22 protein-coding genes and 1 tRNA gene are annotated in these 23,113 nt (G+C 65.6%); 12 read left to right on the top strand and 11 right to left on the bottom strand.

Annotation, left to right across the window (positions count from 1 at the left end; all coding sequences use genetic code 11):
• Positions 1-8 precede the first annotated feature (8 nt).
• The 5 genes from AAEO60_RS12865 to AAEO60_RS12845 form a co-directional block, all read right to left on the bottom strand.
• Entirely contained in the window at positions 9-209 is a 201-nt protein-coding gene (locus tag AAEO60_RS12865; RefSeq protein WP_341674110.1) for a hypothetical protein, read from the bottom strand.
• 59 nt (positions 210-268) lie between these two features.
• Positions 269-421 (bottom strand): hypothetical protein, encoded by a 153-nt coding sequence (locus AAEO60_RS12860; RefSeq protein WP_341674109.1) that lies wholly within the window; start codon positions 419-421, stop codon positions 269-271.
• Between the two features lie 45 nt (positions 422-466).
• Positions 467-733, bottom strand: a complete 267-nt coding sequence (infA, locus tag AAEO60_RS12855) for a translation initiation factor IF-1 (protein ID WP_341674108.1) — start codon at positions 731-733, stop codon at positions 467-469.
• 169 nt (positions 734-902) lie between these two features.
• A complete protein-coding gene (gene putA, locus AAEO60_RS12850) occupies positions 903-4,010 on the bottom strand; it encodes a bifunctional proline dehydrogenase/L-glutamate gamma-semialdehyde dehydrogenase PutA (RefSeq protein WP_341674107.1) in 3,108 nt (1,035 codons plus the stop codon).
• Between the two features lie 66 nt (positions 4,011-4,076).
• On the bottom strand, positions 4,077-4,970 hold the full coding sequence (locus AAEO60_RS12845) for an MBL fold metallo-hydrolase (protein WP_341674106.1): 894 nt from the start codon (positions 4,968-4,970) through the stop codon (positions 4,077-4,079).
• A gap of 61 nt (positions 4,971-5,031) precedes the next feature.
• Here AAEO60_RS12845 and AAEO60_RS12840 point away from each other — a divergent pair, with 61 nt between their 5' ends.
• Complete coding sequence (locus tag AAEO60_RS12840) at positions 5,032-5,763, top strand: Nmad3 family putative nucleotide modification protein (RefSeq protein WP_341674105.1); 732 nt, start codon at positions 5,032-5,034, stop codon at positions 5,761-5,763.
• On the opposite strand, the gene AAEO60_RS12835 is transcribed toward AAEO60_RS12840, so the two are convergent.
• Genes AAEO60_RS12835 through ftsE form a run of 4 tightly spaced genes read right to left on the bottom strand, consistent with a single transcriptional unit; the run spans position 5,760 to position 8,615 of the window.
• Positions 5,760-6,449 carry a lysophospholipid acyltransferase family protein gene (locus tag AAEO60_RS12835; RefSeq protein ID WP_341674104.1) on the bottom strand — a complete coding sequence of 230 codons (690 nt, stop codon included), beginning with the start codon at positions 6,447-6,449 and terminating at the stop codon, positions 5,760-5,762. The two genes, AAEO60_RS12840 and AAEO60_RS12835, sit on opposite strands and share 4 nt — an antisense overlap.
• Positions 6,446-6,973, bottom strand: a complete 528-nt coding sequence (locus AAEO60_RS12830) for a YdcF family protein (RefSeq protein WP_341674103.1) — start codon at positions 6,971-6,973, stop codon at positions 6,446-6,448. Before AAEO60_RS12830 ends, AAEO60_RS12835 begins: the two co-directional genes overlap by 4 nt.
• A complete protein-coding gene (locus tag AAEO60_RS12825) occupies positions 6,973-7,893 on the bottom strand; it encodes a cell division protein FtsX (RefSeq protein ID WP_341674102.1) in 921 nt (306 codons plus the stop codon). The genes AAEO60_RS12830 and AAEO60_RS12825 overlap by 1 nt, the downstream gene beginning before the upstream one ends.
• Complete coding sequence (ftsE, locus tag AAEO60_RS12820; protein ID WP_341674101.1) at positions 7,890-8,615, bottom strand: cell division ATP-binding protein FtsE; 726 nt, start codon at positions 8,613-8,615, stop codon at positions 7,890-7,892. The genes AAEO60_RS12825 and ftsE overlap by 4 nt, the downstream gene beginning before the upstream one ends.
• A gap of 163 nt (positions 8,616-8,778) precedes the next feature.
• Between ftsE and AAEO60_RS12815 the strand changes: the two genes are divergently transcribed.
• The 4 genes from AAEO60_RS12815 (at position 8,779) to AAEO60_RS12800 (ending at position 12,385) form a co-directional block, all read left to right on the top strand.
• A complete protein-coding gene (locus AAEO60_RS12815) occupies positions 8,779-9,651 on the top strand; it encodes a zinc-ribbon domain-containing protein (RefSeq protein ID WP_341674100.1) in 873 nt (290 codons plus the stop codon).
• Positions 9,652-9,759: 108 nt separating this feature from the next.
• Positions 9,760-9,846: transfer RNA gene (locus AAEO60_RS12810), tRNA-Leu, on the top strand.
• 92 nt (positions 9,847-9,938) lie between these two features.
• On the top strand, positions 9,939-10,955 hold the full coding sequence (locus AAEO60_RS12805; protein ID WP_341674099.1) for a polysaccharide pyruvyl transferase family protein: 1,017 nt from the start codon (positions 9,939-9,941) through the stop codon (positions 10,953-10,955).
• Positions 10,952-12,385 (top strand): hypothetical protein, encoded by a 1,434-nt coding sequence (locus tag AAEO60_RS12800; RefSeq protein ID WP_341674098.1) that lies wholly within the window; start codon positions 10,952-10,954, stop codon positions 12,383-12,385. The genes AAEO60_RS12805 and AAEO60_RS12800 overlap by 4 nt, the downstream gene beginning before the upstream one ends.
• On the opposite strand, the gene AAEO60_RS12795 is transcribed toward AAEO60_RS12800, so the two are convergent.
• Together AAEO60_RS12795 and AAEO60_RS12790 are read right to left on the bottom strand one after the other, a co-directional pair.
• Positions 12,382-13,449 (bottom strand): acyltransferase family protein, encoded by a 1,068-nt coding sequence (locus tag AAEO60_RS12795; protein ID WP_341674097.1) that lies wholly within the window; start codon positions 13,447-13,449, stop codon positions 12,382-12,384. The two genes, AAEO60_RS12800 and AAEO60_RS12795, sit on opposite strands and share 4 nt — an antisense overlap.
• Complete coding sequence (locus AAEO60_RS12790) at positions 13,446-14,522, bottom strand: EpsG family protein (protein ID WP_341674096.1); 1,077 nt, start codon at positions 14,520-14,522, stop codon at positions 13,446-13,448. Before AAEO60_RS12790 ends, AAEO60_RS12795 begins: the two co-directional genes overlap by 4 nt.
• Positions 14,523-14,686: 164 nt before the next feature.
• Here AAEO60_RS12790 and AAEO60_RS12785 point away from each other — a divergent pair, with 164 nt between their 5' ends.
• The 7 genes from AAEO60_RS12785 to AAEO60_RS12755 all read left to right on the top strand — a co-directional run bounded on the left by AAEO60_RS12785 (position 14,687) and on the right by AAEO60_RS12755 (position 23,111).
• Positions 14,687-15,415 (top strand): acyltransferase, encoded by a 729-nt coding sequence (locus AAEO60_RS12785; RefSeq protein WP_341674095.1) that lies wholly within the window; start codon positions 14,687-14,689, stop codon positions 15,413-15,415.
• 3 nt (positions 15,416-15,418) lie between these two features.
• A complete protein-coding gene (locus AAEO60_RS12780) occupies positions 15,419-16,531 on the top strand; it encodes a glycosyltransferase family 4 protein (protein WP_341674094.1) in 1,113 nt (370 codons plus the stop codon).
• Between the two features lie 74 nt (positions 16,532-16,605).
• Entirely contained in the window at positions 16,606-17,892 is a 1,287-nt protein-coding gene (locus AAEO60_RS12775; RefSeq protein WP_341674093.1) for an exo-alpha-sialidase, read from the top strand.
• A gap of 8 nt (positions 17,893-17,900) precedes the next feature.
• Positions 17,901-19,853, top strand: a complete 1,953-nt coding sequence (gene asnB, locus AAEO60_RS12770) for an asparagine synthase (glutamine-hydrolyzing) (RefSeq protein ID WP_341674092.1) — start codon at positions 17,901-17,903, stop codon at positions 19,851-19,853.
• Complete coding sequence (locus AAEO60_RS12765; protein ID WP_341674091.1) at positions 19,853-21,178, top strand: oligosaccharide flippase family protein; 1,326 nt, start codon at positions 19,853-19,855, stop codon at positions 21,176-21,178. Before asnB ends, AAEO60_RS12765 begins: the two co-directional genes overlap by 1 nt.
• Positions 21,179-21,277: 99 nt before the next feature.
• On the top strand, positions 21,278-22,102 hold the full coding sequence (locus AAEO60_RS12760) for an FkbM family methyltransferase (protein WP_341674090.1): 825 nt from the start codon (positions 21,278-21,280) through the stop codon (positions 22,100-22,102).
• Between the two features lie 46 nt (positions 22,103-22,148).
• Complete coding sequence (locus AAEO60_RS12755) at positions 22,149-23,111, top strand: KpsF/GutQ family sugar-phosphate isomerase (protein WP_341674089.1); 963 nt, start codon at positions 22,149-22,151, stop codon at positions 23,109-23,111.
• The last annotated feature ends 2 nt before the right edge of the window (positions 23,112-23,113 follow it).

Genomic DNA, 23,113 nt, shown 5'->3' with positions numbered 1-23,113 from the left:
GAAGTGGATCAGGCGTCGGTAGGGAGCGCCAGGTTGGCAGCGCACCAGGCGCAGGCCGCTGCTGCGCCCAGCCGCAGCTGGAACTCGCCGATCCGTTCGGCGATGCCCGTTGCCTGCAACAGGTGGGCACGGCGACCGTTATCATTGGTAGCTGCCTTGGCAGACATCAACGCACTCTGGTGAGCGGCATATTCCAAGTTCAGGTCCATTGGCTTTCTCCGGGCGGTTGCGGGGATGCCGGAAGCATGGCCGCTGGTGTTGGTAATGCTCAGTCGACCATCGCCGCGACAAGCCGTCGCAATTCGAGGGTCGAAAGCAGTGCAGGGAAGGACGACTGGTTGCCGGTCTGCGCCTGCGGGCCCTTGCTCTCGCACGGGAGGGTATTCTGGTGCTTATGCGCACCTGCAAAAATGGTATTCATTATGTCCTTGTCGGCAGCACCATGGCTGCCGTTATCAATTCGCCGTCAGCGCTTGAATCCGCGTTTGCGAGGGCCGCCGGGACCTTGCCCGGGGGTTCGTTCGCGGAACACGATCCGACCCTTGGTCAGATCGTAAGGCGTCATTTCGACGTGCACGCGGTCTCCGGCTACGGAGCGGATCCGGTAGCGACGCATCTTGCCCGCCGTATAGGCGATGATCCGATGGCCGTTATCGAGTGTGACGCCGAAGCGACCATCGGGCAAAACCTCGTCGATTTCGCCCTCGATGGTCATGAGTTCTTCTTTCGCCAAACCCGGTCCTTGCATGCAAAAATACAATCCGCGCGCGGGTGCATCCCGTGGCGGAGCCATGCAGCATGAAATGGAGAAGGAGACTGCCGTGGGCAGTGATCAATTCCGTCGCAGGCGACGTTAGGCAATTTTCATATAGTCTATTCTAAAAAAATTGCAAGGAGCGACCTCAGACCCCCGCCAGCAGGCTCGCATTGCCCCCCGCCGCCGTGGTGTCGATGGTCGTTACCCGTTCGGTGGCGAAGCGCGTTACGTAGTGCGGGCCGCCCGCCTTGGGTCCGGTGCCGCTGAGGCCTTCGCCGCCGAATGGCTGGCTGCCGACCACGGCGCCGATCTGGTTGCGGTTGACGTAGAAGTTGCCGACACGGGCGTGCGCCTCGACGAAGCGGCGGGTCTCGTCGATGCGGCTGTGCAGGCCCAGCGTCAGGCCATAGCCGGTGGCGTTGATGGCATCGATCACGCTGCCCAGCGCGCTGGCCGGATAGCGCACGACGTGCAGGATCGGGCCGAAGTGTTCCTCGTCGAGGTCGAGGATCGAGCCCAGCTCGATGATCGTCGGGGCAACGTAGTGACCGTGCTTGCAGAACTCGGGCAGCTCGCGCCGCCAGACAGGGAAGCCGGACTCCTGCATTTCGGCCACGTGAGCTTCCAGCTTGTCCCTGGCCTCGGCGTCGATCACCGGGCCGACATCGGTAGCGAGGTCAGCCGGATCGCCGATCACAAGCGCCTCGAAGGCGCCCTTGATCATTGCCAGCATCTCGTCCGCAATGTCCTCCTGCAGGTACAGCACGCGCAGGGCCGAGCAGCGCTGGCCCGCGCTCTGGAAAGCCGAGGCCACGACGTCGCGGGTCACCTGTTCGGGCAAGGCCGAACTGTCGACGATGAGCGCGTTCTGGCCGCCGGTCTCGGCGATCAGCGTGCCGATCGCTCCTTCGCGCGCGGCGAGCGAGCGGTTGATGGCGTGGGCCGTGCCGGTCGAGCCGGTGAAGGCCACGCCGGCAATGCGCGGATCGCTGGTGAGCGCCGCGCCCACCTTGCCGTCACCCGGCACCAGCTGCAGCACGTCCTTGGGAATGCCTGCCTCGTGGCACAGGTCGATGGCGAGGGCCGCGATCAGCGGGGTCTGCTCGGCCGGCTTGGCGAGCACGGTATTGCCCGCCGCCAGCGCGGCCGCGGTCGGACCCATGAAGATCGCCAGCGGGAAGTTCCACGGGCTGATCGTGGCGAAGACGCCGCGGCCATGCAGGCGCAGCAGGTTCTGTTCGCCGGTCGGCCCCGGCAGCGGTTGCGGCGCGCCGAACAGCATGCGGGCTTCGCACGCGTAATAGCGCAGGAAGTCCACCGCCTCGCGCACTTCCAGCACGGCGTCCATCATGGTCTTGCCCGCCTCGCGGCGGCACAGGTCCATGAACCGCGGGGTGTTCTCTTCCAGCAGGTCGGAGGCCTTGATCAGCAGCTGCGCGCGTTCCTCGCCGCCCAGTGCGTCCCACGCGGGCTGGGCGGCAGTGGCGCGGGCAATGGCGAGGTCGATGTCGCGCTGGCTGGCGATCATGTATTCGCCCACCACCTTGCCGGTCTGCGGGGCGTGGATCTCGACCAGTTCCTCGTCGATGTCGGCGCGCAGGGTGGGGCGGGCCACGGGATGTTCCTTGCGCCAGAGCGCGAGGCACTTGCGTAGCTCCTCCATCTCCGGCGGGTGGGCGAGGTCGACCCCCAGCGAATTGCGCCGGTTGGGATAGATATGGGCCGGCAGCAGGATCGACGGATTGCGGTAGGGCGTCAGTGCGGCGAGGTCGTCCACCGGGCTGGTGGTAAGTTCTTCCACCGGCACTTCCGCATCGGCCATGCGGTTGACGAAGCTGGAGTTGGCACCGTTTTCGAGCAAGCGGCGCACCAGGTAGGCGAGCAGTTCCTTGTGTCCGCCTACGGGCGCGTAGATGCGTACCGGGGTGCGCTTGTCGCCCTCCATCGCCGACAGCACGGCATAGACATCCTCGCCCATGCCGTGGAGCCGCTGGAATTCGAACGATTTCTTGCCAGCGAGCGCCTTGATCGCACCGATAGTGTAGGCGTTGTGGGTGGCGAAGGCGGGGTAGATGGCATCGTCCGCCGTCAGCAGTTCCTGCGCACAGGCGAGGTAGGATACGTCCGTGCCCAGCTTGCGCGTGAACACGGGATAGTCGGCATAGCCGCCAACCTGCGTGAGCTTGATCTCGGCGTCCCAGTAGGCGCCCTTCACCAGCCGGACGAACAGCTTGCGGTCGTGCTTGCGCGCCAGCTTGGCCACCCATTTGCACAGCGGAACACCGCGCTTCTGGTAAGCCTGGATCGCCATGCCGAAGCCTTGCCAGCCTTGCGGAGTGCCGTTGTCGAACAGTTCGTCGTCGGCAACCAGCGCCTCGATGATGTCGAGGCTCAGCTCCAGCCGTTCGGCTTCCTCGGCATCGACCGTGAAATGGATGTTCGCCTCGCGCGCCATCATGGCAAGGTCGCGCACGATGGGGACCAGCGCTTCGACGGCGGCTTCGCCGTGGAAGAAATCGTACTTGGGATAGAGCGCGGACAGCTTGACCGAAATGCCGGGGCCGGTGTGGACGTCGCCCTCTTCCTTCGCCAGCCGCGCGATCGCGGTCTCGTAGGCCAGGCGGTATTTCTCGGCATCGCCATAGGTCATGGCTGCTTCGCCGAGCATGTCGAACGAGTGCGTCAGGCCGCGCTTCTTTTCGGGTGCGGCGCGCTTCATCGCTTCGCCGATGGTGCGGGCGTAGACGAACTGGCCGCCGATGATCTTCATCGCCTGGTTGGTGGCCTTGCGGATGACGGGCTCGCCCATGCGGCCGGTGGCGCGGCGCAGGGCGTTGGCGAGGCCCTTTTCCTGCCGCTCGCTGCCGCGCAGCACTTCGCCGGTCAGCATCAGCGAGAAGGTGGCGGCATTGACGAAAACGCTGCCCGATTCGCCGACGTGTTCGGCCCAGTCCTGCGTCGCCACCTTGTCGCGGATCAGCGCGTCGGCGGTCTCCTCGTCCGGCACGCGCAGCAGCGCTTCGGCGAGGCACATCAGGGCAATGCCTTCGTCGGTGTCGAGACCGTAGGCGGCAAGGAAGGCATCGAGCCCGCTGGAATCCTTTGCCCGCGCACCTTCGATCAGGTGGGCGGCAATGGCCTGGGCTTCTTCGTGCACCGAAGTGCTGACGGCGGCCTGCTCGAGCCGTTCGGTGAGGCAGGCGTCTTCGTCCTGGCGGTAAGCGTCGCGGAGCGCGGTTCTGTCTATTGCCATAAGTCGCCCTTGCACTTGGTTACTAGCGCAATCAAGTCAAGTCGGCGGTGACAGGTCGTCCGTGGGTCAGGGCACGACCCATTCGTAGCGGTAGGCATCGCCGTCGCTGCGGACATGCCCCGCGCTGGTCTTGCGGAAGTGCGCGGGGAAGCACAGCAGTTCCTCCTCCGCCGCGCGTTTCATCACCCGCTGGCGGGTCACGCTGGCCGTGGCCGGGTCGGCGTCGAAGGCGAAGGGCAGGTCCGGACGAAGCAGTTGCACCGGGTGGTGGATGACGTCGCCCCAGAAGATCGCTTCGCCCGCGTCGGCCTGCCCGTGGATCGTGCAGCAGCCGGGCGAGTGGCCGAAAGCCGGTTCCAGCCACACGCCGTCACCGATCTCGCGGTGGGCGACGTGGTTCTCGTCGACGATCACGCCCTTGCCCGCTTCCATCACCGGCAGCACCGAATCGATGAAGCTGGCGTGGTGGGCATCCTCGCCTGCAGGCTCGTCCTTGAAGTATTCGTAGTCGCGGCGGCCGAACAGGTACCTGGCGTTGCCGAAGGTCGGCACCCATTTGCCGTTCTCCAGCCGGGTGTTCCAGCCGACATGGTCGAAGTGCAGGTGGGTGCACATGACGAGGTCGATGTCTTCGGGCGCAAAACCGGCGCGGCGCAGGTTGCCAAGGTAATCGGTGTTGAGCTGGTTCACTTCGGGCACCAGCCGGTCCTTGTGGTTGCCGTCGCAGGTGTCGACGAGGATGGTCTGCCCGTCGACTTCGATCACCCACGAATGGACCGAGAAGGTCATACGCGAGTTTTCGGCATCCGCGCCGATTTCGTCATCGCCGGGATCGTACCACTGCCTGAGCCGCGCGAGGTCCTGCGGCGTCACGCCGGGCAGGTTCATCACCATCGGCGTGGGCGATTCCATTTCCATGACGCGGTGGATACGCATCCGGCCCAGCTGGATTGGCTGCATCTGACTCTCCCTTGGCCGCGATCCTAGCCCGCGCGCAGCAGGCAGGCTAGGGCACTTCGCCATGCGGATCGTGTTCTCGCGCAAGGGGTTCGACAGCGCGGCGGGGGGAGGGCCTTCGCCGATCGTCGAAGGGCGCCCGCTGAGCCTGCCGATCCCGGCGAACGGCGAACTTTCGCGCACGACCTACGGCGCGCTGGGGCTGGGCGTGCACGCCGCTGCCGCCAGCCGCGGCAAGCTGGGCGCACAGGACCTGTGCCACCACGACCCGATGTTCCTGCCGGACGGACGCGCGGTGCTGGGCCAGTGCGGCGCGGCGCAGACCCATCTTGAGCGGCAAGGCGTGGGCGAGGGCGATTGCTTCGTCTTCTTCGGCCTGTTCCGCCAAGCAGGCGAGAGGCCGCACCACCGGATCTTTGCCTACCTCATGGTCGAGGAGGTGCTGCCGCTACCCGAAGCGCCAGCGCACCGGCTGGAGGAACTGTCCGCGCTTGGCGTGCCGCATGCCATCGGCCTGCATGCCGCCAACGATGTTGCCTGGCTGGGACGCGGCGCCATGGCCAGGTCTGCCAGCCACGCCCTGCGGCTGACCGTTCCGGAGGGTCCGCCCAGCCTGTGGCAGGTGCCGCCATGGCTGCACGAGACCGGCCTCAGCTATCATGACAAGGCTTCGCGATGGCTGCCCGAGGGGCGCCTGCAAAGCGTGGCCAGGGGCCAGGAATTCGTCGCCGATGTCGGAGGGCGGCGGGACGCGCGCGACTGGCTTGCTGCCACGATTGCACAGATCGAGGGTTAGTCTTTCGGGGTATTCAGGGCATTGATGCCGGCATGCACCCGCATTTCGATCTCGGCGCGGGGCAGGCCCGGCTCGATAGGTTCGCCGAAATGGATCGTCAGCGTGCCGGGACGCTTGAGACCCGGCTGGTACACCGGCCCCGAATCCACCGCCACGGGCACCACCGGCAGGTCCAGCAGCTTGTAGAGCGCGGCAAAGCCTGCCTGCAGCTGCGGTTGCTCGCCGTGGGGCACGCGGGTGCCTTCGGGGAAGATCACGATGGGGCGATTGCTTTGCTTCATCGGTTGCAGCGCGCGGATCATGTTGCGCAGGGCCTTGGCCCCTTCCTGCCGCGCCACCGGCACCACGCCATACTTGCTCGCCGCCCTGCCCCACCCGGGAATGTCGAACAGCTCCTGCTTCGCGAACAGCGCGGGGAAGTCGAGCATGTGGGGCAGGTTGATCGCTTCGAAAAAGCTCTCGTGCTTGATCGCGTAGAAGGCGCGGCCTGCGGGCCGGTTGCCGGTTTCGACAATCCTTATGCCCAGCAGGTTGCGGCAGGCCCAGGCGTGCAACCCCGACCACATGTCCGGGAAGTACCGGACCTTGCTTGGCACGAGGTAAGCCGTGAGCACCGCCCCGATCACGCAGAAGATCGAGCCCATGTAGAAGGTGAGATAGAAGGCGATGTTGCGAAGAAGGATCACTCGAGAACCTGCAAGAACCAGACTGCGATCAGTTTGTGATATTCGAGGAACAGTGTTTTCAGGCTCGGCTGCGAATGCACGGCATCGCGCGTGATGCGAATATCGTCAGGGAGCTGCTGGCGCAGTTCCAGCGCCGCGCGGCGCATGTGCCAGTCTGCCGTGACCAGTCGCAGCGAAGTATAGTCCTGCTGTTCCAGCCACTGTGCCGTCTCGCGGGCATTGCCGCGCGTGTCGAGCGCCGAGAAGCCCAGCGTCACGCAGCAATCCATGATCCGCTGCGGCACCTGGAATTCCACCTGGAACTCGCCCGGCTGCACGGTGGTGTCGACGCCGGTGACCAGCATCTGTTCGGCGGCGCCCAGTTGCAGCATTTCAAGGCCGCGCTCGATGCGGCCGCCGCTGCCGGTTGGCACCACGATGGCATCGGTGCGTGATCGCGGTGCCGGCTGCGGCAGGAAGACCGTGAACCAGATAAAGCCGAGTGCCCAGAGGATCAGCGGTGCGGCAAGGACCCGGCGCAGCATCACAGCATCCTCCGCAAGGCGCCGATCACGGTGAGCCGCGCGGTCAGCACGGCCAGCACCACGCCTGCCACGGGGACTGCCGCGATGGTGATCCAGTCCTCCAATGCCAGGGCGCCGCCCGCAACCAGGCCTGACCCGAGATCGGAAAATTGCCGCCCCAGCACGAATATCGCGCCTACGCCCAGCGCGAGGCCCGCCGCGCCGCCCAGCGCGGCGTCGAGACCGATCGAGCGCTGGAAGATTCGCGCGATCTGGCCGTCACTGCCGCCCAGGTGGTGGATCACCTCGATGGTGTCGCGGTTCGAGCCGAGCGCCGAGCGCGCTGCCAGCCACACGGCAGCCACGCTGGTCGCCGCCAGCAGTACGACGAGGCCGATCGCAAGGTATTGCAGCGAACGGATCGCTTCGAACACGGGGGCCAGCCAGCCCGCTTGTGCGTCGAGCCGGGCGGCAGGCACTTCGGCCACCAGCGCGGCGCGCAGGTCTTGCAGGCGGCGCGCGGTGACGGGGCCGGACAGCCGCACGTCGATCAGCGCGGGCGTGGGCACGGCCTCGCTTTCGGTCGCCGCTTCTCCCAGCCAGGGTTCGAGCAGCGCCGCCAGTTCCTCGTCCGGGACGCGGCGGAAGGAAATGATATCCTCGCGCCCGCCCAGGAAGGTGAGCGTGCGGTCGGCCTGCCGTTCGCGCTCTGCCGGTGCGCCTTCGACGATCTGTATGGTGACGCCGCCCGCGATCTCGGCGCGGGCGTTGCTGGCGACATTGCTCAGCGCCAGTCCGGCACCGGCGGCCATCACGGTCAGCGCGATCATGATGGCGATCACCCAGGGCATGGGGCCGGCGATCCGCGCTTGCGGCATCATGCGCGACGAAGCCCCGGAAAACCGCGGCCCGCCGCGCCGGATGAGGCCGGAATTGATCATCCCGCGATCACCTCTCGCTTTGGCGGATAGCGCAGCGCCCCGGTGGGATCCGAAAGCGTCCCCTTGTCGAGCCGCATGATCAGCGAATCCGGCACCTTGCGCAGCAGGTGAACGTCGTGGGTGGCGACCACCACGGTGGTGCCCAGCCGGTTGAGCGCTTCGAACAGCCGCAGCAGTTTGACGGCCATTTCCGGGTCGACGTTGCCGGTCGGCTCGTCCGCCACGAGGATTTCCGGGCGGGCGATCACGGCGCGGGCGATGGCCACGCGCTGTTGCTCGCCGCCGGAGAGGGTGGCGGGACGCGCGTCGATGCGGTGTTCCAGCCCCACCCATTCGAGCATGTCGGCCACCGGCTTGGCGATCTCGCTCTCGCTCATGCCCGAGATGCGCAGAGGCAGGGCGACATTGTCGAAGGCAGTGAGATGCGGGATCAGGCGGAAGTCCTGGAACACCACGCCGATGCGCCGCCGGAAGTCGGGCAGACTCGCGCGCGGCTGGGTGATCAGGTCGTGCCCGAACATGCGGATCGCCCCCCGCGTCGGGCGCTGGGCGAGGTAGAGCAGCTTCAGCATCGAGGTCTTGCCCGCGCCGCTGGCGCCGGTGAGGAAGTAGAAGCTGCCGGGGTAGAGGGTGAACGAAATGTCGCTCAGCACTTCCTTGTCAGTGCCGTAGCGCAGCCCGACATTGTCGAACTGGACAATGGAATTTTCGCCCCCGCTCATGGCCGGTGCCTAGTGCGTCGAAACGGCATGCGGAAGGGTAAGCGCGACATTCACTATGCATATAAGCGCTGGTGCTTGTGGAAAAAAGACGGAACTGTGCGGCTCTTGCGCCTACTCACGCTTGTTGCATGGGTTTGTCGGGCGTAGGAATCATGACAGCCAGATGATCATCCAGTGCCCAGCCTGCTCGACGCGCTATGTCGTGCCAGATACCGCCGTTGGCGTCGAAGGCCGAACCGTGCGCTGCGCCAAGTGCCGGCATTCGTGGTTCCAGGAAGGGCCGGACATGTCCGCGCCCGCCGCGGCAGAAGAGCGGGTTGCCGCCCCGCCGCCACCTCCGCCACCGCCACCGCCACCTCCTCCCGCGCCCGAGCCGGAACCGGTTGCAGCTCGGCCGGTGGAAGAGGCAGTTCCTGCCCCTGGACCGGAGGTGGAGCCAGAGCCGGCTCCCGAGCCGGAACCTGGTCCCGAACCGGTCGACGATCCGCTGCCCGAACCACCGCCGCAGCAGGTGCATGAGGAAGTTGCGCCGCCGCCGGTGATCGAGGCCCACGGCTACGCCGAGGACGAGCACTCGCAGTTCGATGCGGAGCCGCCGTTCCGCCCGCGCCGCAACCCGCTCAAGATGTGGACCTGGGCCGCCGCGATCTTCGCCTTGCTGGCCGCCGGCACGATTGTTGCGGTCAGCTATTGGGGCCTGCCCGACTGGGTACCCGTCGAGCGCCCGACCTTCGCGGCTGACCAGCCGGACCTGCAACTCGAGTTTCCTGATGGCGAGCAGGAGCGCCGCACCTTGCCCAACGGCACCGAGTTCTTCGGCGCGAGCGGGCGAATCACCAATATCGGCACCCAGACGCGCACGATCCCGACGATCCTGATCGTCCTGCGCGACAGCCGCGACACCATTGTCTTCAGTTATGAAGTGGCCCCGCCGCAGCGCGAACTGGCGCCCGGCGAAACGGTGACCATCAACGAGGCCGTCACCGATATTCCCCGCCGCGCGGCCTATGCCGAATTCGGCTGGAAGCCCGAGTAATCACGCCGCGAGCAGGGGACTTCACTCACTGCTTGCAGCGGGCATACCTCTTTGCTAGTGGCGCGCTCCTACCGAGACGGGCCGCTGGCCGGTCGTTCGAATCGATGTGCGGTCGTGGCGGAACTGGTAGACGCGCAACGTTGAGGTCGTTGTGGCCGAAAGGCCGTGGAAGTTCGAGTCTTCTCGACCGCACCATCTCTTTCCCGACATCCGGTATGATACCGCCATGGGGCAATTGCCGACCTTCGCGGTTGAAATGTGTATTGGCTGGTTTAACGCCCTAGCCGATGATCACGGCGCTGCTCCTCAACGATACACGGATCGATAACCATCACGGCTGCACCACCGTGATCGAGACGATAGACCGGCTCTGCGCCGCCAATGGCGTCGAAGTGGTGGCGCGGGTTCCCGCCCATGCCGACTGGCGGCAGGACGCAGCCGCGCTGGAGGCTTTCCGGCAGGTCGACCTGGTGCTGGTCAACGGGGAAGGCACGATCCACCATGACCGCCCGGCGGGCAGGCTGCTGCTGGAGGCGGGCGCCCATGCTGCGGGGCTGGGCAAGCCGGCAGTGCTGCTCAATGCCACATGGCAGGCGAATTCTGCCGAGGCGCTCGACCTGCTGCGCAGTTTCAGCATTGTCAGCGTACGCGAGAGCGCCAGCGAGGCGGAACTGGTCGGGCACGGCTTCTCGCCCCGGCGCATCCCGGACCTCGCCCTGTTCCACGAACCGCAAATGGCGGTGCGCCGCGAGGGCGTTCGCTATTGCGACAGCGTGCAGGGCGGCAAGGCGATGGCGCTGTACCGGCGCATGTGGAAGCTTGGCGCCGATCCGCTGCCGATCACTCGGCTGGATTACCACCCGATGATCGTCCTGCGCTGGCTGCGGCGGTGGAGTCCCCGGAAGACGGCCCTGCTCAACCCGGTCCACCTCGCGCTGGCACTGCGTGCGACTTGGCAGGACTACACCCGGCAGGTGGCTGGCCGCGATGACCTGACGACCAGGGTCGCCGCGAGCGAACTGATAGTAACCGGGCGCTTCCACATGATGATATTCGCACTCGCCGCTTCCACGCCCCTGCTGGCCCTGGCATCCAACACCCACAAGATCGGCGCGACCATGCGCGATGCGGGGCTGGAGGACTGGCGGCAAGTGGATGACATCGCTGCCATCGACGCGGCGCTGCTGGAGAAAGCGTCTCGCTGGCACGGCGATGAAGAGGCGCGCCTGCGGGCGTTCCTCGAGGAGGGCTGTAGCGCCATGCGCACCCTGTTCGCGGACGTTGCGCAGCTGGCGGGGCAGTGATGCTGCCGACCCCGCCGGATGGGTCTGCCGTGGTCAACGCCACCCAGGTCGTGAGCGACAGGGTGAGCGGCATCGGTGACCGGCTCTGGCAGCTCGAATTGGCGGCACTGGCTGCGGGTGATCCGGCAGCAGCGCCAGTGCGGCGCAATCGGCTGGCCAATGCGCTGGCACAGCTCGCCGCCTCCATGCTCGCCCTGGGTGCGCTGCTGATGGTGCTTGTCCGTTTCGGTGGATCTTCGCCAGCACGCGCCGCGAAGGAGTTGCAAGCCGCGCCGCTGGTCATCGCGTTGCACGGCGAGGATACGACCCGCACCCGCCACTTGCGCGCTGCGCTGTCGCGCTATTGCGAAAGTGACGAGACCGCGCCTCCGCCCGTGCTCCTGCTCGGCAGGCCTTCCGCCCCGCTCGGCACTGCCGCGTCCCGCCTCGATCCGCAGGCGCAGCTTGCGGGCCTGCCGATGTTCCGCCCCCTCTCGCTCGGCAGCTTCCTCGCCGGTCTTGGTCCGGCCTTTCTCCTGCTGCTTCGCGGGATCGCCGCGACCCGCGCTTTCCCTGGCCCGCTGCCCTTCCGCGAGCGCGTGGCGATCAGCTACCGCATGGCGCAAGGCGCTGCCCATGCGCGATGGTGGAAGCGTGCGGGCCGTGGTGCAGGCCCTGCGAAAGTCGTGTTCGGCCACACCGGTACGGCTGACACCAGCCAGCTTGAACAGGCCATGCAGGCCGGCGGCGCGGTCACCGTGCACGCGGTGCACGGCGTGAACAATGGCTGGCCCTTCGCCGGACTGTCGGACGTGGCAGTCTTTCCGAGCGGCGCCGATGCGCGGCTGGGTGCCAGCCTGCCAGCCTACGGGCGCTGCCTGCACCTGCCGCTGGCGCGTCCTGCGGTCGTGGCCGGCAATCGCGACTGGGCCTTGCTGACGTCCTATACCCACCTGCTGAACCCGGCTTTCGCCACGCTCGGCTCCCAGCCGGATTGCGAACTTGTCCAATGGATGTGCGAGGCGGCCAAGGCCCACGGGCAGGACCCGTCGCGTGTATTCTGGCGCCCCCATCCGCAGATTGCGCTGGTTCCAGCGCCGGAGCGCGAGCGGCTGGAGCAAGCCATAACCGATGCCGGGTTCATCCGCTGGCCCGAAGAATTGCCTTACGAGGCACTCGGCAACTTTTCCGCCGTGGTGACGACGCCGTCGACCGTGCTGGTCGACGCAATGCGGCTGGGCCAACCGGCTATCGTTGTCAGCACGACCCCGCTCCAGCGCGACCTGCTCTATGCCGTGCATCCCTTGCTGGTCGAGGATCGCGACCGCCTGCCCGCTGCCATCGCCCGTGTCAGCGATCCGGAAAGCCGCGAGCAGGCCTTTGCCGATGCCTGGGCGGTGATCGAACCGGGCGACCGGCTCGACCTCGCGCACCTGCTCGCCGAAAGCTAGGGAACCAGCGACGGCCCGGGCTTGCGGCCCTGCGATCCAATGCGGATCAGCGGCTGCTCGAACACCCGCCACGACACCAGGCCGGCCAGGTAGGTGATCGCCGAAGCGATCAGGAAGGCCGGCCAGAAGCCCAGACCCAGGCCCAGCGCGCCGTCTGCCAGCAGGACCGCTTCGATCACGAAGAGGTGGAACAGGTACATGAAATAGGACACCAGCCCGATGCTGGCGAAGAAGCCGAGCAGCCGGTTCTCGGTCGGCTCCATCCGCGCCAGCGCGGCAACCCACAGCGCGGCGAACAGGCCGAAAATGGGATAGCCAACGGTCGCTATCAAAGGCGGATACCAGGTGGCAAAGCGGAAGGCGATGATCGTGCCGATTGTCAGCAAGCCATAGACCAGTGCGGCCCTGCGCAGGGCCAGCAGCCGGTCGAACCACCCGATGGCCGCGAGCGCGCCGAGGGCAATCGCATCGATGCGCGCAGGCGGGAAAATGCCGATCATGCCCTCGTCCCAGTGCAGCCACATGGCCAGCCAGAAGCGCAGCGGGACCGACAGGATGACCAGCGCCATCAGTACCTGCCCGAAACGCGGCCAGGCCTTCCACGCCAGCAGCCCCAGCAGCACATAGGCGCTGACCTCCACCGAGAGGGACCAGGTGATGGTGTAGGGTACCGCAGCCTCGCCCTGCAGCGGCTGCAGGTAACCCGTCAGGAACAGCAGCGGTTTCCAGATATTGGCCAGGTTCTCCCCGGCATTGGTGAGGTAGTCCGCAACGGCGAAGGTGCCTACGGCTATCACGAAGATCGGCACGATACGGAAGAAGCGCTTGCGGAAGAACAGCGCGATGTCCTGTCGGTTCTTCTCCTTCGCGAGGATCGATCCGACGAGGAAACCGCTGAGCGCGAAGAACAGGTCGACGCCCATCCAGCCGATCACCCGCAGCACCCGGCCTACCGGATCACCTTCCAGCGGGGCGAAGCGGTAGGACGTGTGGTAAGCGATGACCAGCAGAACGCCCAGCGCGCGGATTGCATCGAGTCTTGCCAGCCGGTTGGCCGCACTCACGGCAGGACACCGATTTCGAGGTCCCACGGATCGACGAACAAGGCGTTCCGATAAGGCAAGTGGGCCGACGAGGAATTGGCCATCGTCAACCAGACCACCATCACGGCAAGCATCAGGCCGCTAATTGCAAGACGAGAAAGCCTCCTGAAGCGGGGCACCACCACTGAAGGCAGAGCTGCCCAGACCCACATGGAGACAGGGAACCAGTAGAGCGAGATGCGGCCGGCAGCGGCAGAGGCGAAGAACACCAGCGGAAAGGTGATCATTGCCGCGAACGCCAGGTTTCGCAGTAATGGCGTGGGAAACAGCACCTGCCGGTAACGGGGAAACAGGAAATAGAGCGATGCCGGAATGGCGTTCATTGCCACATGATAAATCGCCCCGCTCGACTGGGTCGCGGCCGACTGGCCCACGCCGTAGGACCTGCTGTAATAGTCGCCATATCCGCTCTGTTGGATAATGTAGATTGCCACCAGCGAAAAGATCGCGATGCCCACCAGCTTTACCATGCGCGGCAGGCGCAAGTCGATAGCCACGAAGGCAAGGAAGATCAGCGCGCTGGCATGGAACCCTGCAATACCAATGATGCACAGCATCCTGACTGGAAGCTTCAGCCGTTCCCAATGGGCGATCAGCAGCATGATCAGTCCGGCGGCCAGCGCCTGCCGGTTTGCGCTCATCGCCACCACGACAATGTACAGGGGCATGGCTGCAGTCAGCGCCAACCATGGTTCGCGGGTGCGTCGCGCAAACGCAAATACGCCGATCATCGCCACGAAGGTGGAGACCAAATTGACCATATACATCCCGCCGCCAGTCCAGTTTCCGAAGACGAGCAGCAGTGCGTAGAAGGGCTCGCTGACGCTGATGGCCTGCGACCAGTCCCGCGAGATGTCCACGGCGTAGATCATCCGCAGGTAGTTGTTCCAGTCCATGCCAACGTGGTGCCGTAGGCCAACAAAAATCACGGTAAGCAGGAACACGGCTACCCATGGCATGGGCGACGGCTTGCCGGGGCGCCCGAAGGTCGCCGCAGTCGAGAAAATCCCGCCAAAAACAAGGAAAGGCCACATTCGAGGTGTCGCTCCGATGCGTGGTTGTCTCACCCGGAAAGTTGGCCTATCGGCCCAATTCCAGTTAAGACGCCTGTGCGAAGCGCTCCGCATTAACGAGGACCTACGCGATGTCAAAGGCGCTGGCGTGAGGCTTGCGCAGGCTGGACCGGGATAGGGGACCGATGAAATTCCGCCTCGTCGTTGCGCTGCTACTGGTGCCTTTCCCCAGTCTTATCAAGAAGGCAGTCTATCGGCTGTTTTTCGGCTACCGCTTCGGTCGCGGAGTGAAAATCGGACTCAGCGCGATCATCGCGCAAAACTGTACCATCGGCGACCGGACGCGGATCGGCCATTTCAACCTGCTCTACCGCAGCAAGGACTTGCGCATCGGTTCGGACGTGGTGATCGGTTTCGGCAATCGCATTTTCGGCGGGGACTTCGTCGTTATCGGTGATCGCTGCCAGATCTTCAGGGCGAACGAGATCAATTCTGGGCTCAATCCGCTGGTACTTGGCGACTTCAGGCCGGAGCTGGTGCTGGGGGCAGGCACTGTCATCACGGTCGGCCACAAGATCGATTTTAACGACAAGGTGACCTTCGGCGAGAACGTGGTCTTCGCCGGACGCCATTCCAACATCTGGACGCACAACCGCCAGAAGACCGCGCCGGTGACGATCGGGCGCAACTGCTATATCGGCTCCAACGTGCAGTTCGTGCCCGGTTCCGGCGTGGGCGATTATTGCGTGGTCGGGCTGGGCTCGGTGGTGACCAAGAAGATCGAGGCTGACTGGTCGCTTGTCGCCGGCATGCCGGCCAGGCTGGCCAAGCCTCTGGACGAAGACAGCAAGGTCCTCGTCACCTTCCCCACGCGACCGGACCTTGAGCCGGCACCGACTCCGGCTGCGGACTAGGCCATGAAGCTGCTTTTCGCCATCAAGGGGCTGGTCGTTTCCGGCGGCGGTGCCGAGCGCGTGTTCGTCGACGTGGTCAACGCTCTGCGTGGCCGGGGTCACGATGTGCAGGTGGCGACCTTCGATTCACCTGGGAAGCCGTTCTTCTATTCGCTCGATCCCGCGACGCCGGTGCATTCACTGGCGCAGAGCGGCCCGGCACAGCCGACGCGGCTGGCCGAGCTGCCCGGCATCATGCGCAAGTCGCGCCAGCTGGTGCGGCAGGAACGGCCCGACGCGGTCGTCGCCTTCATGCATTCGACCTTCGTGCCGGTCGGGCTGGGCGTGCTGGGCACCGGCGTTCCCTTCGTCGCCAGCGAGCATACGGACGACATCCATTACCGCACCCGCCGCTTGCAGCGCTGGTTGCGCGATGCGGTCTTCGCCCGGTCGGATGCCATCACCATCCCAACCGAGGCCTCGCGGCAGGACCAGCCGGAACGGTGGCAAAAGCGGATGTATGCCATCCCCAATGCCATCGATTTCGAGGCACTGGGCGCGCTGGCCGCCAATCGCCGGCCCGGGCAAGTTGTGCTGTCGGTCGGCCGACTGATGGCGGAAAAGGACTATCGCACCCTGATCCAAGCTTTCGCACAGGTTGCAGGCGAATTTCCCGATTGGCGCCTGCGGATCGCCGGAGACGGCCACCTGCGCGAGCAGGTCGAGGCCGAGATTGCGCGCAGCGGCGTGAGCGAGCGGATCGAACTTCCTGGGTATGTCCGAGACATTCCCGCCGAATATGCTCGCGCCGCGATCTTTGCCTCATCCTCGATCAACGAATCCTTCGGTTTGGTGACGGCAGAGGCGCTGGCCTCGGGCTGTCCTGCCATCGGCTTTGCCGACTGTATCGGCACCGCGCAACTGATCGAGGACGGTACCAATGGCCTGCTGGTGGAACCGGGTGCGGACCGCGTGCAATCGCTTGCCAATGCCTTGCGCAAGCTGATGGCCGACCAGGCCTTGCGCGAACGGCTGGGCGGGGCGGGGCCGGTCTCGGTGGCGCAATATTCGCTCTCGTCGATCACCGACAAATGGGAGACCATGTTGGAGAACGTCTGCAAGAGAGCGCGCGCGTGAGCGTGGCACAGCGATCACGGTGGCATGTGCTGCGACGCCGCGTCCTGGCCGCCTTGCTGTTTGCCGTGATCGGAATGACCGCTGCTGCCACATGGTACGTGCTTGGTCCGGCAGGGCAGGTCACCCCGGTCAACCAGGACGGCATCCCGGCTGAAGCCATGCCGCGCCTGACCGTCAGCGAAATCCGCGACCTGCCCATGGCCTGCCAAAGGATCGCGGAAGGCGGGGAGCCTGACGGGCAACGTCGCATCCCGCACCGCAACCACGTGTACCTGGCTCGGCACGACGGCCTCTACTTCGCCATGTTCAGCTATTGGTACGGGCCGGAAGACCAGCCGGGCGGCATCGTCCGTTATGCGACCTCAACGGACGGGATTACCTGGAGCGAGGCCCGGCCTCTGGCCCAGCCGGCAACGGGTCACGGCATTATCGCGCGCGGCTTTGTCGAACGCGATGGCCGGCTGTTTGCCTGGTATGCCACCCACACGGGCGACACCTTTTTTCGGGGCGGACAACCAACGTCCGCTGCGGCGCAGGAAGCATCGGAGCGCAACATTGCTATTCTCGAAAGCGAATGGATGGGCGAGGCAGATGGCTGGCGCTTCAACCGCACCGTAATCGAAGGCTACCTCAACAACTACGCCCCGCGAGGCTTCGACGGCACCTTGACGATGGCCCTGCGCGATCAGGACCGCCAGACCTTCCTCGCCACCAGCCGTGATGATGGCCTGACCTGGGATGTCGGCCCCGCCATGCCGGTGCCCCTGGTTCCCGAACGCGGCGAGCCGGGCCTGTTCCTTCCTGATGAGCCGGTGGTTGTCAGCCGGACCGGCAACGCTGCGCACGTCCTGCTGCGCAACAACAACACCTTTGACAGACGGCTGTGGGCGGCAGAGGTCGTCGATGGTGCATGGCAGGCGCCGTACCCGCTCGAATTTCCCGCCGCTGCCAGCAAGTTCGTGCCGCTGGACCTGGCCGACGGAAGCAGCGCCATGATCGGCAATTTCGAACCCGAAGTGCACCGCGCCCTGCTGCACCTGGCGCTGAGCGGGGATGGCGGCGAGAGCTATGACAGGCTCTATCGCCTCGCCCTGGAAGGCCAGTATTCCGATTTCGGCTGGCGTTCGCCGCAATATCCGCACGCGCTGGTGGACGGCGACAGGATGCTGCTGGCCTTCTCTTACGGCAAGCGCGACATAGCCCTATGTTCGGCGTCGGCAGAACCGGACGAGCTGGAACGGCAAGCGGGCTTTGCGCTTGTGCCGCGCCTGTTTGAAGGCCTGTGCAATCGCAACCTGCCCCGCTATCTGCGCCAGGCTGCCGGATATGCCGGTTGCCGCGAGTACTTCGTCTGGGGTTGAACTGAAGCATGTGCGGACTGGCAGGATTTTTCGGCTTTGACGCGGCGGGTCCCAACCCGCGCGCGGCGCTGGAGTTCATGTCGCGCGCCATTGCTCACCGCGGCCCCGATGCCGAGGGTTACTGGCTGGACAAGGAGGCGCAGGTCGCGCTTGGTCACCTGCGGCTTGCCATCATCGACCTGACCGATGCCGGTGCCCAGCCCATGCACTCGCACGACGGGCGATGGTCGATCGCCTTCAACGGCGAATTCTACAATTTCGCTGACCTGCGCGCGAATCTGGAGGCGCGGCATGGCCCAATCGCTTGGCGCGGCCATTCGGATACCGAAGTGGTGCTGGAAGGCTTCGCTCGCGACGGCGTGCAGCCCGTGCTCGACAAGCTGGATGGCATGTTCGCCATTGCCCTGTTCGACCACCGGGAACGCACGCTGACGCTGATCCGCGATGCCTTCGGCGAAAAGCCACTCTATTACGGCCTGTGGAACGGCAGCCTGCTTTTCGCTTCCGAACTCAAGGCGATGGAAGCCTTCCCGGGTTTCGCTCCCGCGATGGACCTCGATGCGCTGGGTGACTTCTTCAAGTACTCTTACGTTCCCGGACCGAAATCGATCTGGCAGGGCTTCCGCAAGTTGCAGCCGGGCCATCGCATCACCTTGCGGCTGGAACAGGCTCAGTCTGGCATGTTGCCCGATGCCGAGCCGTGGTGGGACCCGGTGGCCGATGCGCTTTCGTCGCGCGCCGACATGTTCGCCGGCTCGCTGGAGGATGCCCGCCGCGAAGGCGACGCTCTGCTGCTCGCCTCCACCAGCCGGCGGATGATGTCCGACGTTCCACTCGGTGCCTTCTTGTCCGGTGGGATCGACAGCTCGATGACGGTCGCGCTGATGCAGGCCAGCGCCACGCGGCCTGTTCGCACCTTCTCCATCGGCATGGCGGAAGACGGCTACGACGAATCCCCGGCGGCCAAAGCAGTCGCCGCGCACCTCGGCACCGATCATACCGAACTGGTGCTCTCGCCTGCCGAGGTGCAGGAGGCCATCCCGCATATTTCCGGCGTGCACGACGAACCCTTCGCGGATTCGAGCCAGGTGCCGACTTTCCTCGTCTCGCGCATGGCGCGCGAGCATGTCACCGTGGCCCTGTCGGGCGATGGCGGGGACGAGATCTTTGGCGGCTACAACCGCTATTTCGCTGGCCCAAAGGCGTGGAACCGCGTGGCATGGATGCCGGCCCCCATGCGCAAGGCCTTCGGTAGTGCACTGGCCGCGATCCCGTCTGGCCTAGTCGATTCCCTTGGCGGCCTGCTGTCGAAGGAGCTAGCGGCCGGACGCGGGGGAGAGAAGGTGCAGAAGCTGGCCCGCGTGATCGCCACCAGCGACGAGGCGGCCTTTCACGACCGCCTTCTCGCCACGGCAGACGCGCCCGGGGAACTGCTGGCGCAGGACGCGGAGCTCTCGATCCTCTCCGCACGGCAGGACCCACGTGCCGCGGCGCTCGACTTCGCCCATCGCGCCATGCTGGTCGACACCCAGAACTACCTGCCCGATGATGTTATGGTGAAGGTCGACCGCGCGGCCATGGCCGTCGCGCTGGAAACGCGTACGCCATACCTGCAGCGCGACCTGTTCCGGTTTGCCTGGAGCCTGCCTTCCGAAATGCGCGCGGGCGCGGGTCTGGGCAAGCGGCTGCTGCGCGAGATGTTGTACCGCCGCGTCCCGCGTGAACTGGTCGACCGACCCAAGGCTGGTTTTGCCATCCCGGTCGGGCGCTGGCTGCGCACCGGCCTGCGCGACTGGGCCGAAAGCGAACTGTCTGCCGAAGCGCTGGGGCGCAGCGGATTGCTCGACGCTTCTGCGGTCCGCAAGCGTTGGCAGGAACACCTTTCGCGCAAGCGTGATCACGAGACGCTGCTGTGGAACGTGCTAATGTTCCAAACCTGGTACGGACGGCAGGCGCGCTGATGCTGCGCAAGCTCCTGCAGCAGGGTGCCTCGGTGGCCACCATTCGTGTCTTGGGCACCGGCATGGGCGTCGCCATTTCGATCGTGCTGGCCCGCGCATTCGGAACCGAAGCGCTCGGTGTCTACTCATTCTGCATCGCGCTGTTCATGCTCGCCACGGTCCCCATTTCTTATGGCTGGGCGGGCATGCTTCTACGCAGCGTCGCGCGCGAGGGGCGGCTGGACGGAATGTCGCGCGCGATGGCGCGCTATGGCGCTGTCGGTGCTGTGGGAATGGCCCTGCTGGCGGCGGTGGTGGGATATGTCGCACTGCGAATTGGCCGGACCGACATTGCCACCTTGCTGGAACCTGTGGCGCTGGGCGCAGTCGGTCTTCTGGCCGTGGCCTTGCTGGCGGACCAGGTCAGCGCGCTGCGCATGGCCAGCCTGCGCGGCATCGACCGCCCCACGCTGGCGCAGTTGCCCGAGATGGTCCTGCGCCCGACCTTCCTGATCGCCGGGATAGGCGCGCTGTGGTTCTTCTACGGGCCCGACGGCCTTGCCCAGACGATGCTCGGTGTCTTTGCCGCCGTTGCCCTGGCGGCCCTGCTCAGCGCGCTGTTTGGGCAAGTGCTCTTGTCCCGCGTGGCGAAGCTGAGTCCGCCGCGCCGCGTCGACCCATTGACCCAGAGGCACTGGATCGCCAGCGCCGCGGCGCTCGCGGGAAGCGCCGGACTGGTGCAGCTCAACGGCTATGTCGACCTGCTGTTGTTGGGCGGCATGCGCGATGCGGACGAGGTGGGTCTCTACCGCGCGGGACTGCAGATCGCCATGCTCGCCAATTTCGGTTACATTGCGCTCAACATGCTGGCAGGGCAGCGATTTTCGAACTTGCTGGCGAAGGGTGACAAGCAGGCCGCATCGCAAACCGGGACCCATCTCTCGCGGCTCGCCCTGCTGACCGCCATTCCCGTGCCGATAGCGTTGCTGATTGGTGGCGAATGGATTTTCGGCTTCCTGTTCGGTGCCGATTTCGCGCCATCCGCGCTCCCCGCGCTGATCGTATCGCTGGGCTTCTGCTTTAGCGCGACGATCGGCATGGCCCACGCGCTGCTAATCATGAGCCACGGCGAATTCATCGCCATCCGGCTGACAGCAGTGGCGCTGGCGACCAACGTCATGCTGTGCCTGCTGCTGATCCCGGCTTACGGAATGCTGGGTGCGGCTGTCTCGAACGTCGTCGCCAGCGCGCTGTGGAATGTCCTGCTCTGGTATTTCGCACGCAAGCGGACCGGAATCGACCCGAGCGCGGTCGGGCTGATTGCCTCGGACGGTACCAATGGGTAGGGCGCTGCCTACAAGTCACGAAAAGGGCAGGACATTCGCATGAAAGCCGCATTGCGCAAGGCATTGACGCTCCGGCCGTTGAGCAAGGTTGCGGTCGGCGTGGCTCGCGCGATGCCCGGCACATGGCAGAAGCGTCTGCCGGTCAACGTCCCGTTCAGCAGACTAAAGGTCGACGGCGGAGACGACGTGCTGCTCTCCAAGCCGCACCGCTGCCATGTGGCGCAAGAAGTTTACTGGGGTGACGGCCAACTCGACAGCCCGCAGGACCGTAACGCACTCAGCGCCGCGCTGGCCTTTGCGCGTGGCGCGTCGACCTTCCTCGATATTGGCTCCTATACCGGCCTGTTCGCGCTCGCCGCTGCGCGTGCGAACCCTGACCTGCAGGCTTACGCCTACGAGATCGTTGGCGAGAATTACCTGCTGCTGTGGGAGAACGTGCTGCAGAACGACCTGGGTGACCGGGTGCATCCGCAATTGGTGGCGGTGGGCGGTGAGGATAGCGAGATCCGCATCCCCTATGCGCAGTCATCTGGCCAACTCGCCTCGTCGGTCGACATCGGCTGGAGCACCGATCACGGTGTGCGCGTGCCGATGAAGCGGCTCGACGACCTGCACCTCAACAGCCCCGGCCCGGTTGCGCTGAAGATCGACGTCGAAGGGTTCGAGATGGAAGTTTTCGACGGGGCCATGGCCTTCCTCGAAAAGCACCGGCCCGACATGGTGTGCGAGGTCTTGCGCCGCGCCAAGCGGGTGCCCGAAATGATGGAGTTGCTCGGCAGTCTCGGTTACCGCTGGTTCCACATCCGCGAGGACGGTTTTGCTCGCCGGGAGAACATCGTGGCCGACAAGTTCCGCCGTGACTGGATGCTAAGCTGCAAGACCGACGAAGAATTGGCCGAGCTTGGCCTCGCACTGATCGACTGACGGCGCTAAGGCGCAGCTTCGCTGTACTGAATCGAAAGAGCTTTCCATGACCGACCACATCAGCCCCGCCGCCAGCGGTGCCGAGGTTATTCGCACGGAGGTTGCTGCGCTCGGGCAAATGGCGGACAGCCTGGGCGAGGCCTTTGACCGCGCTTGCGAGATGGTCAGCACCTGTGCCGGCCGCGTCATCGTCTCGGGCATGGGCAAGTCCGGCCATATCGGCAATAAGATTGCCGCCACGCTCGCGTCCACCGGCACGCCGTCGTTCTTCGTCCATCCCAGCGAAGCCAGCCACGGCGACCTGGGCATGGTGAAGCAGGACGATGTCTGCATCGTCATCTCCAATTCGGGCGAGACATCGGAACTGCATGCCATGCTGGCCTATGTCACGCGGTTCGACATTCCGATGATCGCGATCACGCGCAGCCCCGATTCCACCCTGGCGCGGCATAGCACGGTCGCCCTGCTGCTGCCGGACGCGCCCGAGGCCTGCAGCGTCGGCATGGCGCCGACTACCTCCACCACCTGCACGCTGGCGCTGGGCGATGCCCTGGCCGTCGCCGTGATGCGGATGAAGGGCTTTGCCAAAGAGGACTTCCATGTCTTCCACCCCGGCGGGAAGCTGGGCGCGCAATTCATCCGCGTGAGCGACATCATGCATGTGGGCGACGAATTGCCCCTGGTCCGCGCTGACCAGCCCATGAGCGACGTGCTGATCGAGATGACCTCGAAAGGGCTGGGCGTTGCCGCGATTGTCGACGGCGATGGCAAGCTCGACGGGATCATCACCGATGGCGACTTGCGCCGGAACATGAACGGGCTGATCGAGCGCTTGGCCGGCGATGTCGCCACGCGCCAGCCTTCCACGATCGGTGCCGACGTGCTCGCCAAGGAAGCCACGGCGCGCATGGGCGAGCTCAAGGTCAGCGCGCTGCCGGTCACCGACGACAGCGGCAAGCTGGTCGGCATGCTGCATATCCACGATTGCCTGCGCGCCGGCGCGAAATAGGG

It is taken from the genome of Aurantiacibacter gilvus (assembly GCF_038289935.1).
Classification (GTDB): domain Bacteria; phylum Pseudomonadota; class Alphaproteobacteria; order Sphingomonadales; family Sphingomonadaceae; genus Alteraurantiacibacter; species Alteraurantiacibacter gilvus.
Note: the sequence above shows the minus strand (reverse complement) of the source record. Positions and strands in the feature narration are given on the sequence as shown.

What these genes read in the sequence shown, in the direction of transcription:
- AAEO60_RS12865 (WP_341674110.1), bottom strand. Translation starts at nt 209, where the DNA reads ATGGACCTGAACTTGGAATATGCCGCTCACCAGAGTGCGTTGATGTCT.
- AAEO60_RS12860 (WP_341674109.1), bottom strand. Translation starts at nt 421, where the DNA reads ATGAATACCATTTTTGCAGGTGCGCATAAGCACCAGAATACCCTCCCG.
- putA (WP_341674107.1), bottom strand. Translation starts at nt 4,010, where the DNA reads ATGGCAATAGACAGAACCGCGCTCCGCGACGCTTACCGCCAGGACGAA.
- AAEO60_RS12845 (WP_341674106.1), bottom strand. Translation starts at nt 4,970, where the DNA reads ATGCAGCCAATCCAGCTGGGCCGGATGCGTATCCACCGCGTCATGGAA.
- AAEO60_RS12840 (WP_341674105.1), top strand. Translation starts at nt 5,032, where the DNA reads ATGCGGATCGTGTTCTCGCGCAAGGGGTTCGACAGCGCGGCGGGGGGA.
- AAEO60_RS12830 (WP_341674103.1), bottom strand. Translation starts at nt 6,973, where the DNA reads ATGCTGCGCCGGGTCCTTGCCGCACCGCTGATCCTCTGGGCACTCGGC.
- AAEO60_RS12825 (WP_341674102.1), bottom strand. Translation starts at nt 7,893, where the DNA reads ATGATCAATTCCGGCCTCATCCGGCGCGGCGGGCCGCGGTTTTCCGGG.
- ftsE (WP_341674101.1), bottom strand. Translation starts at nt 8,615, where the DNA reads ATGAGCGGGGGCGAAAATTCCATTGTCCAGTTCGACAATGTCGGGCTG.
- AAEO60_RS12815 (WP_341674100.1), top strand. Translation starts at nt 8,779, where the DNA reads ATGATCATCCAGTGCCCAGCCTGCTCGACGCGCTATGTCGTGCCAGAT.
- AAEO60_RS12805 (WP_341674099.1), top strand. Translation starts at nt 9,939, where the DNA reads ATGATCACGGCGCTGCTCCTCAACGATACACGGATCGATAACCATCAC.
- AAEO60_RS12790 (WP_341674096.1), bottom strand. Translation starts at nt 14,522, where the DNA reads ATGTGGCCTTTCCTTGTTTTTGGCGGGATTTTCTCGACTGCGGCGACC.
- AAEO60_RS12785 (WP_341674095.1), top strand. Translation starts at nt 14,687, where the DNA reads ATGAAATTCCGCCTCGTCGTTGCGCTGCTACTGGTGCCTTTCCCCAGT.
- AAEO60_RS12780 (WP_341674094.1), top strand. Translation starts at nt 15,419, where the DNA reads ATGAAGCTGCTTTTCGCCATCAAGGGGCTGGTCGTTTCCGGCGGCGGT.
- AAEO60_RS12775 (WP_341674093.1), top strand. Translation starts at nt 16,606, where the DNA reads ATGACCGCTGCTGCCACATGGTACGTGCTTGGTCCGGCAGGGCAGGTC.
- asnB (WP_341674092.1), top strand. Translation starts at nt 17,901, where the DNA reads ATGTGCGGACTGGCAGGATTTTTCGGCTTTGACGCGGCGGGTCCCAAC.
- AAEO60_RS12765 (WP_341674091.1), top strand. Translation starts at nt 19,853, where the DNA reads ATGCTGCGCAAGCTCCTGCAGCAGGGTGCCTCGGTGGCCACCATTCGT.
- AAEO60_RS12755 (WP_341674089.1), top strand. Translation starts at nt 22,149, where the DNA reads ATGACCGACCACATCAGCCCCGCCGCCAGCGGTGCCGAGGTTATTCGC.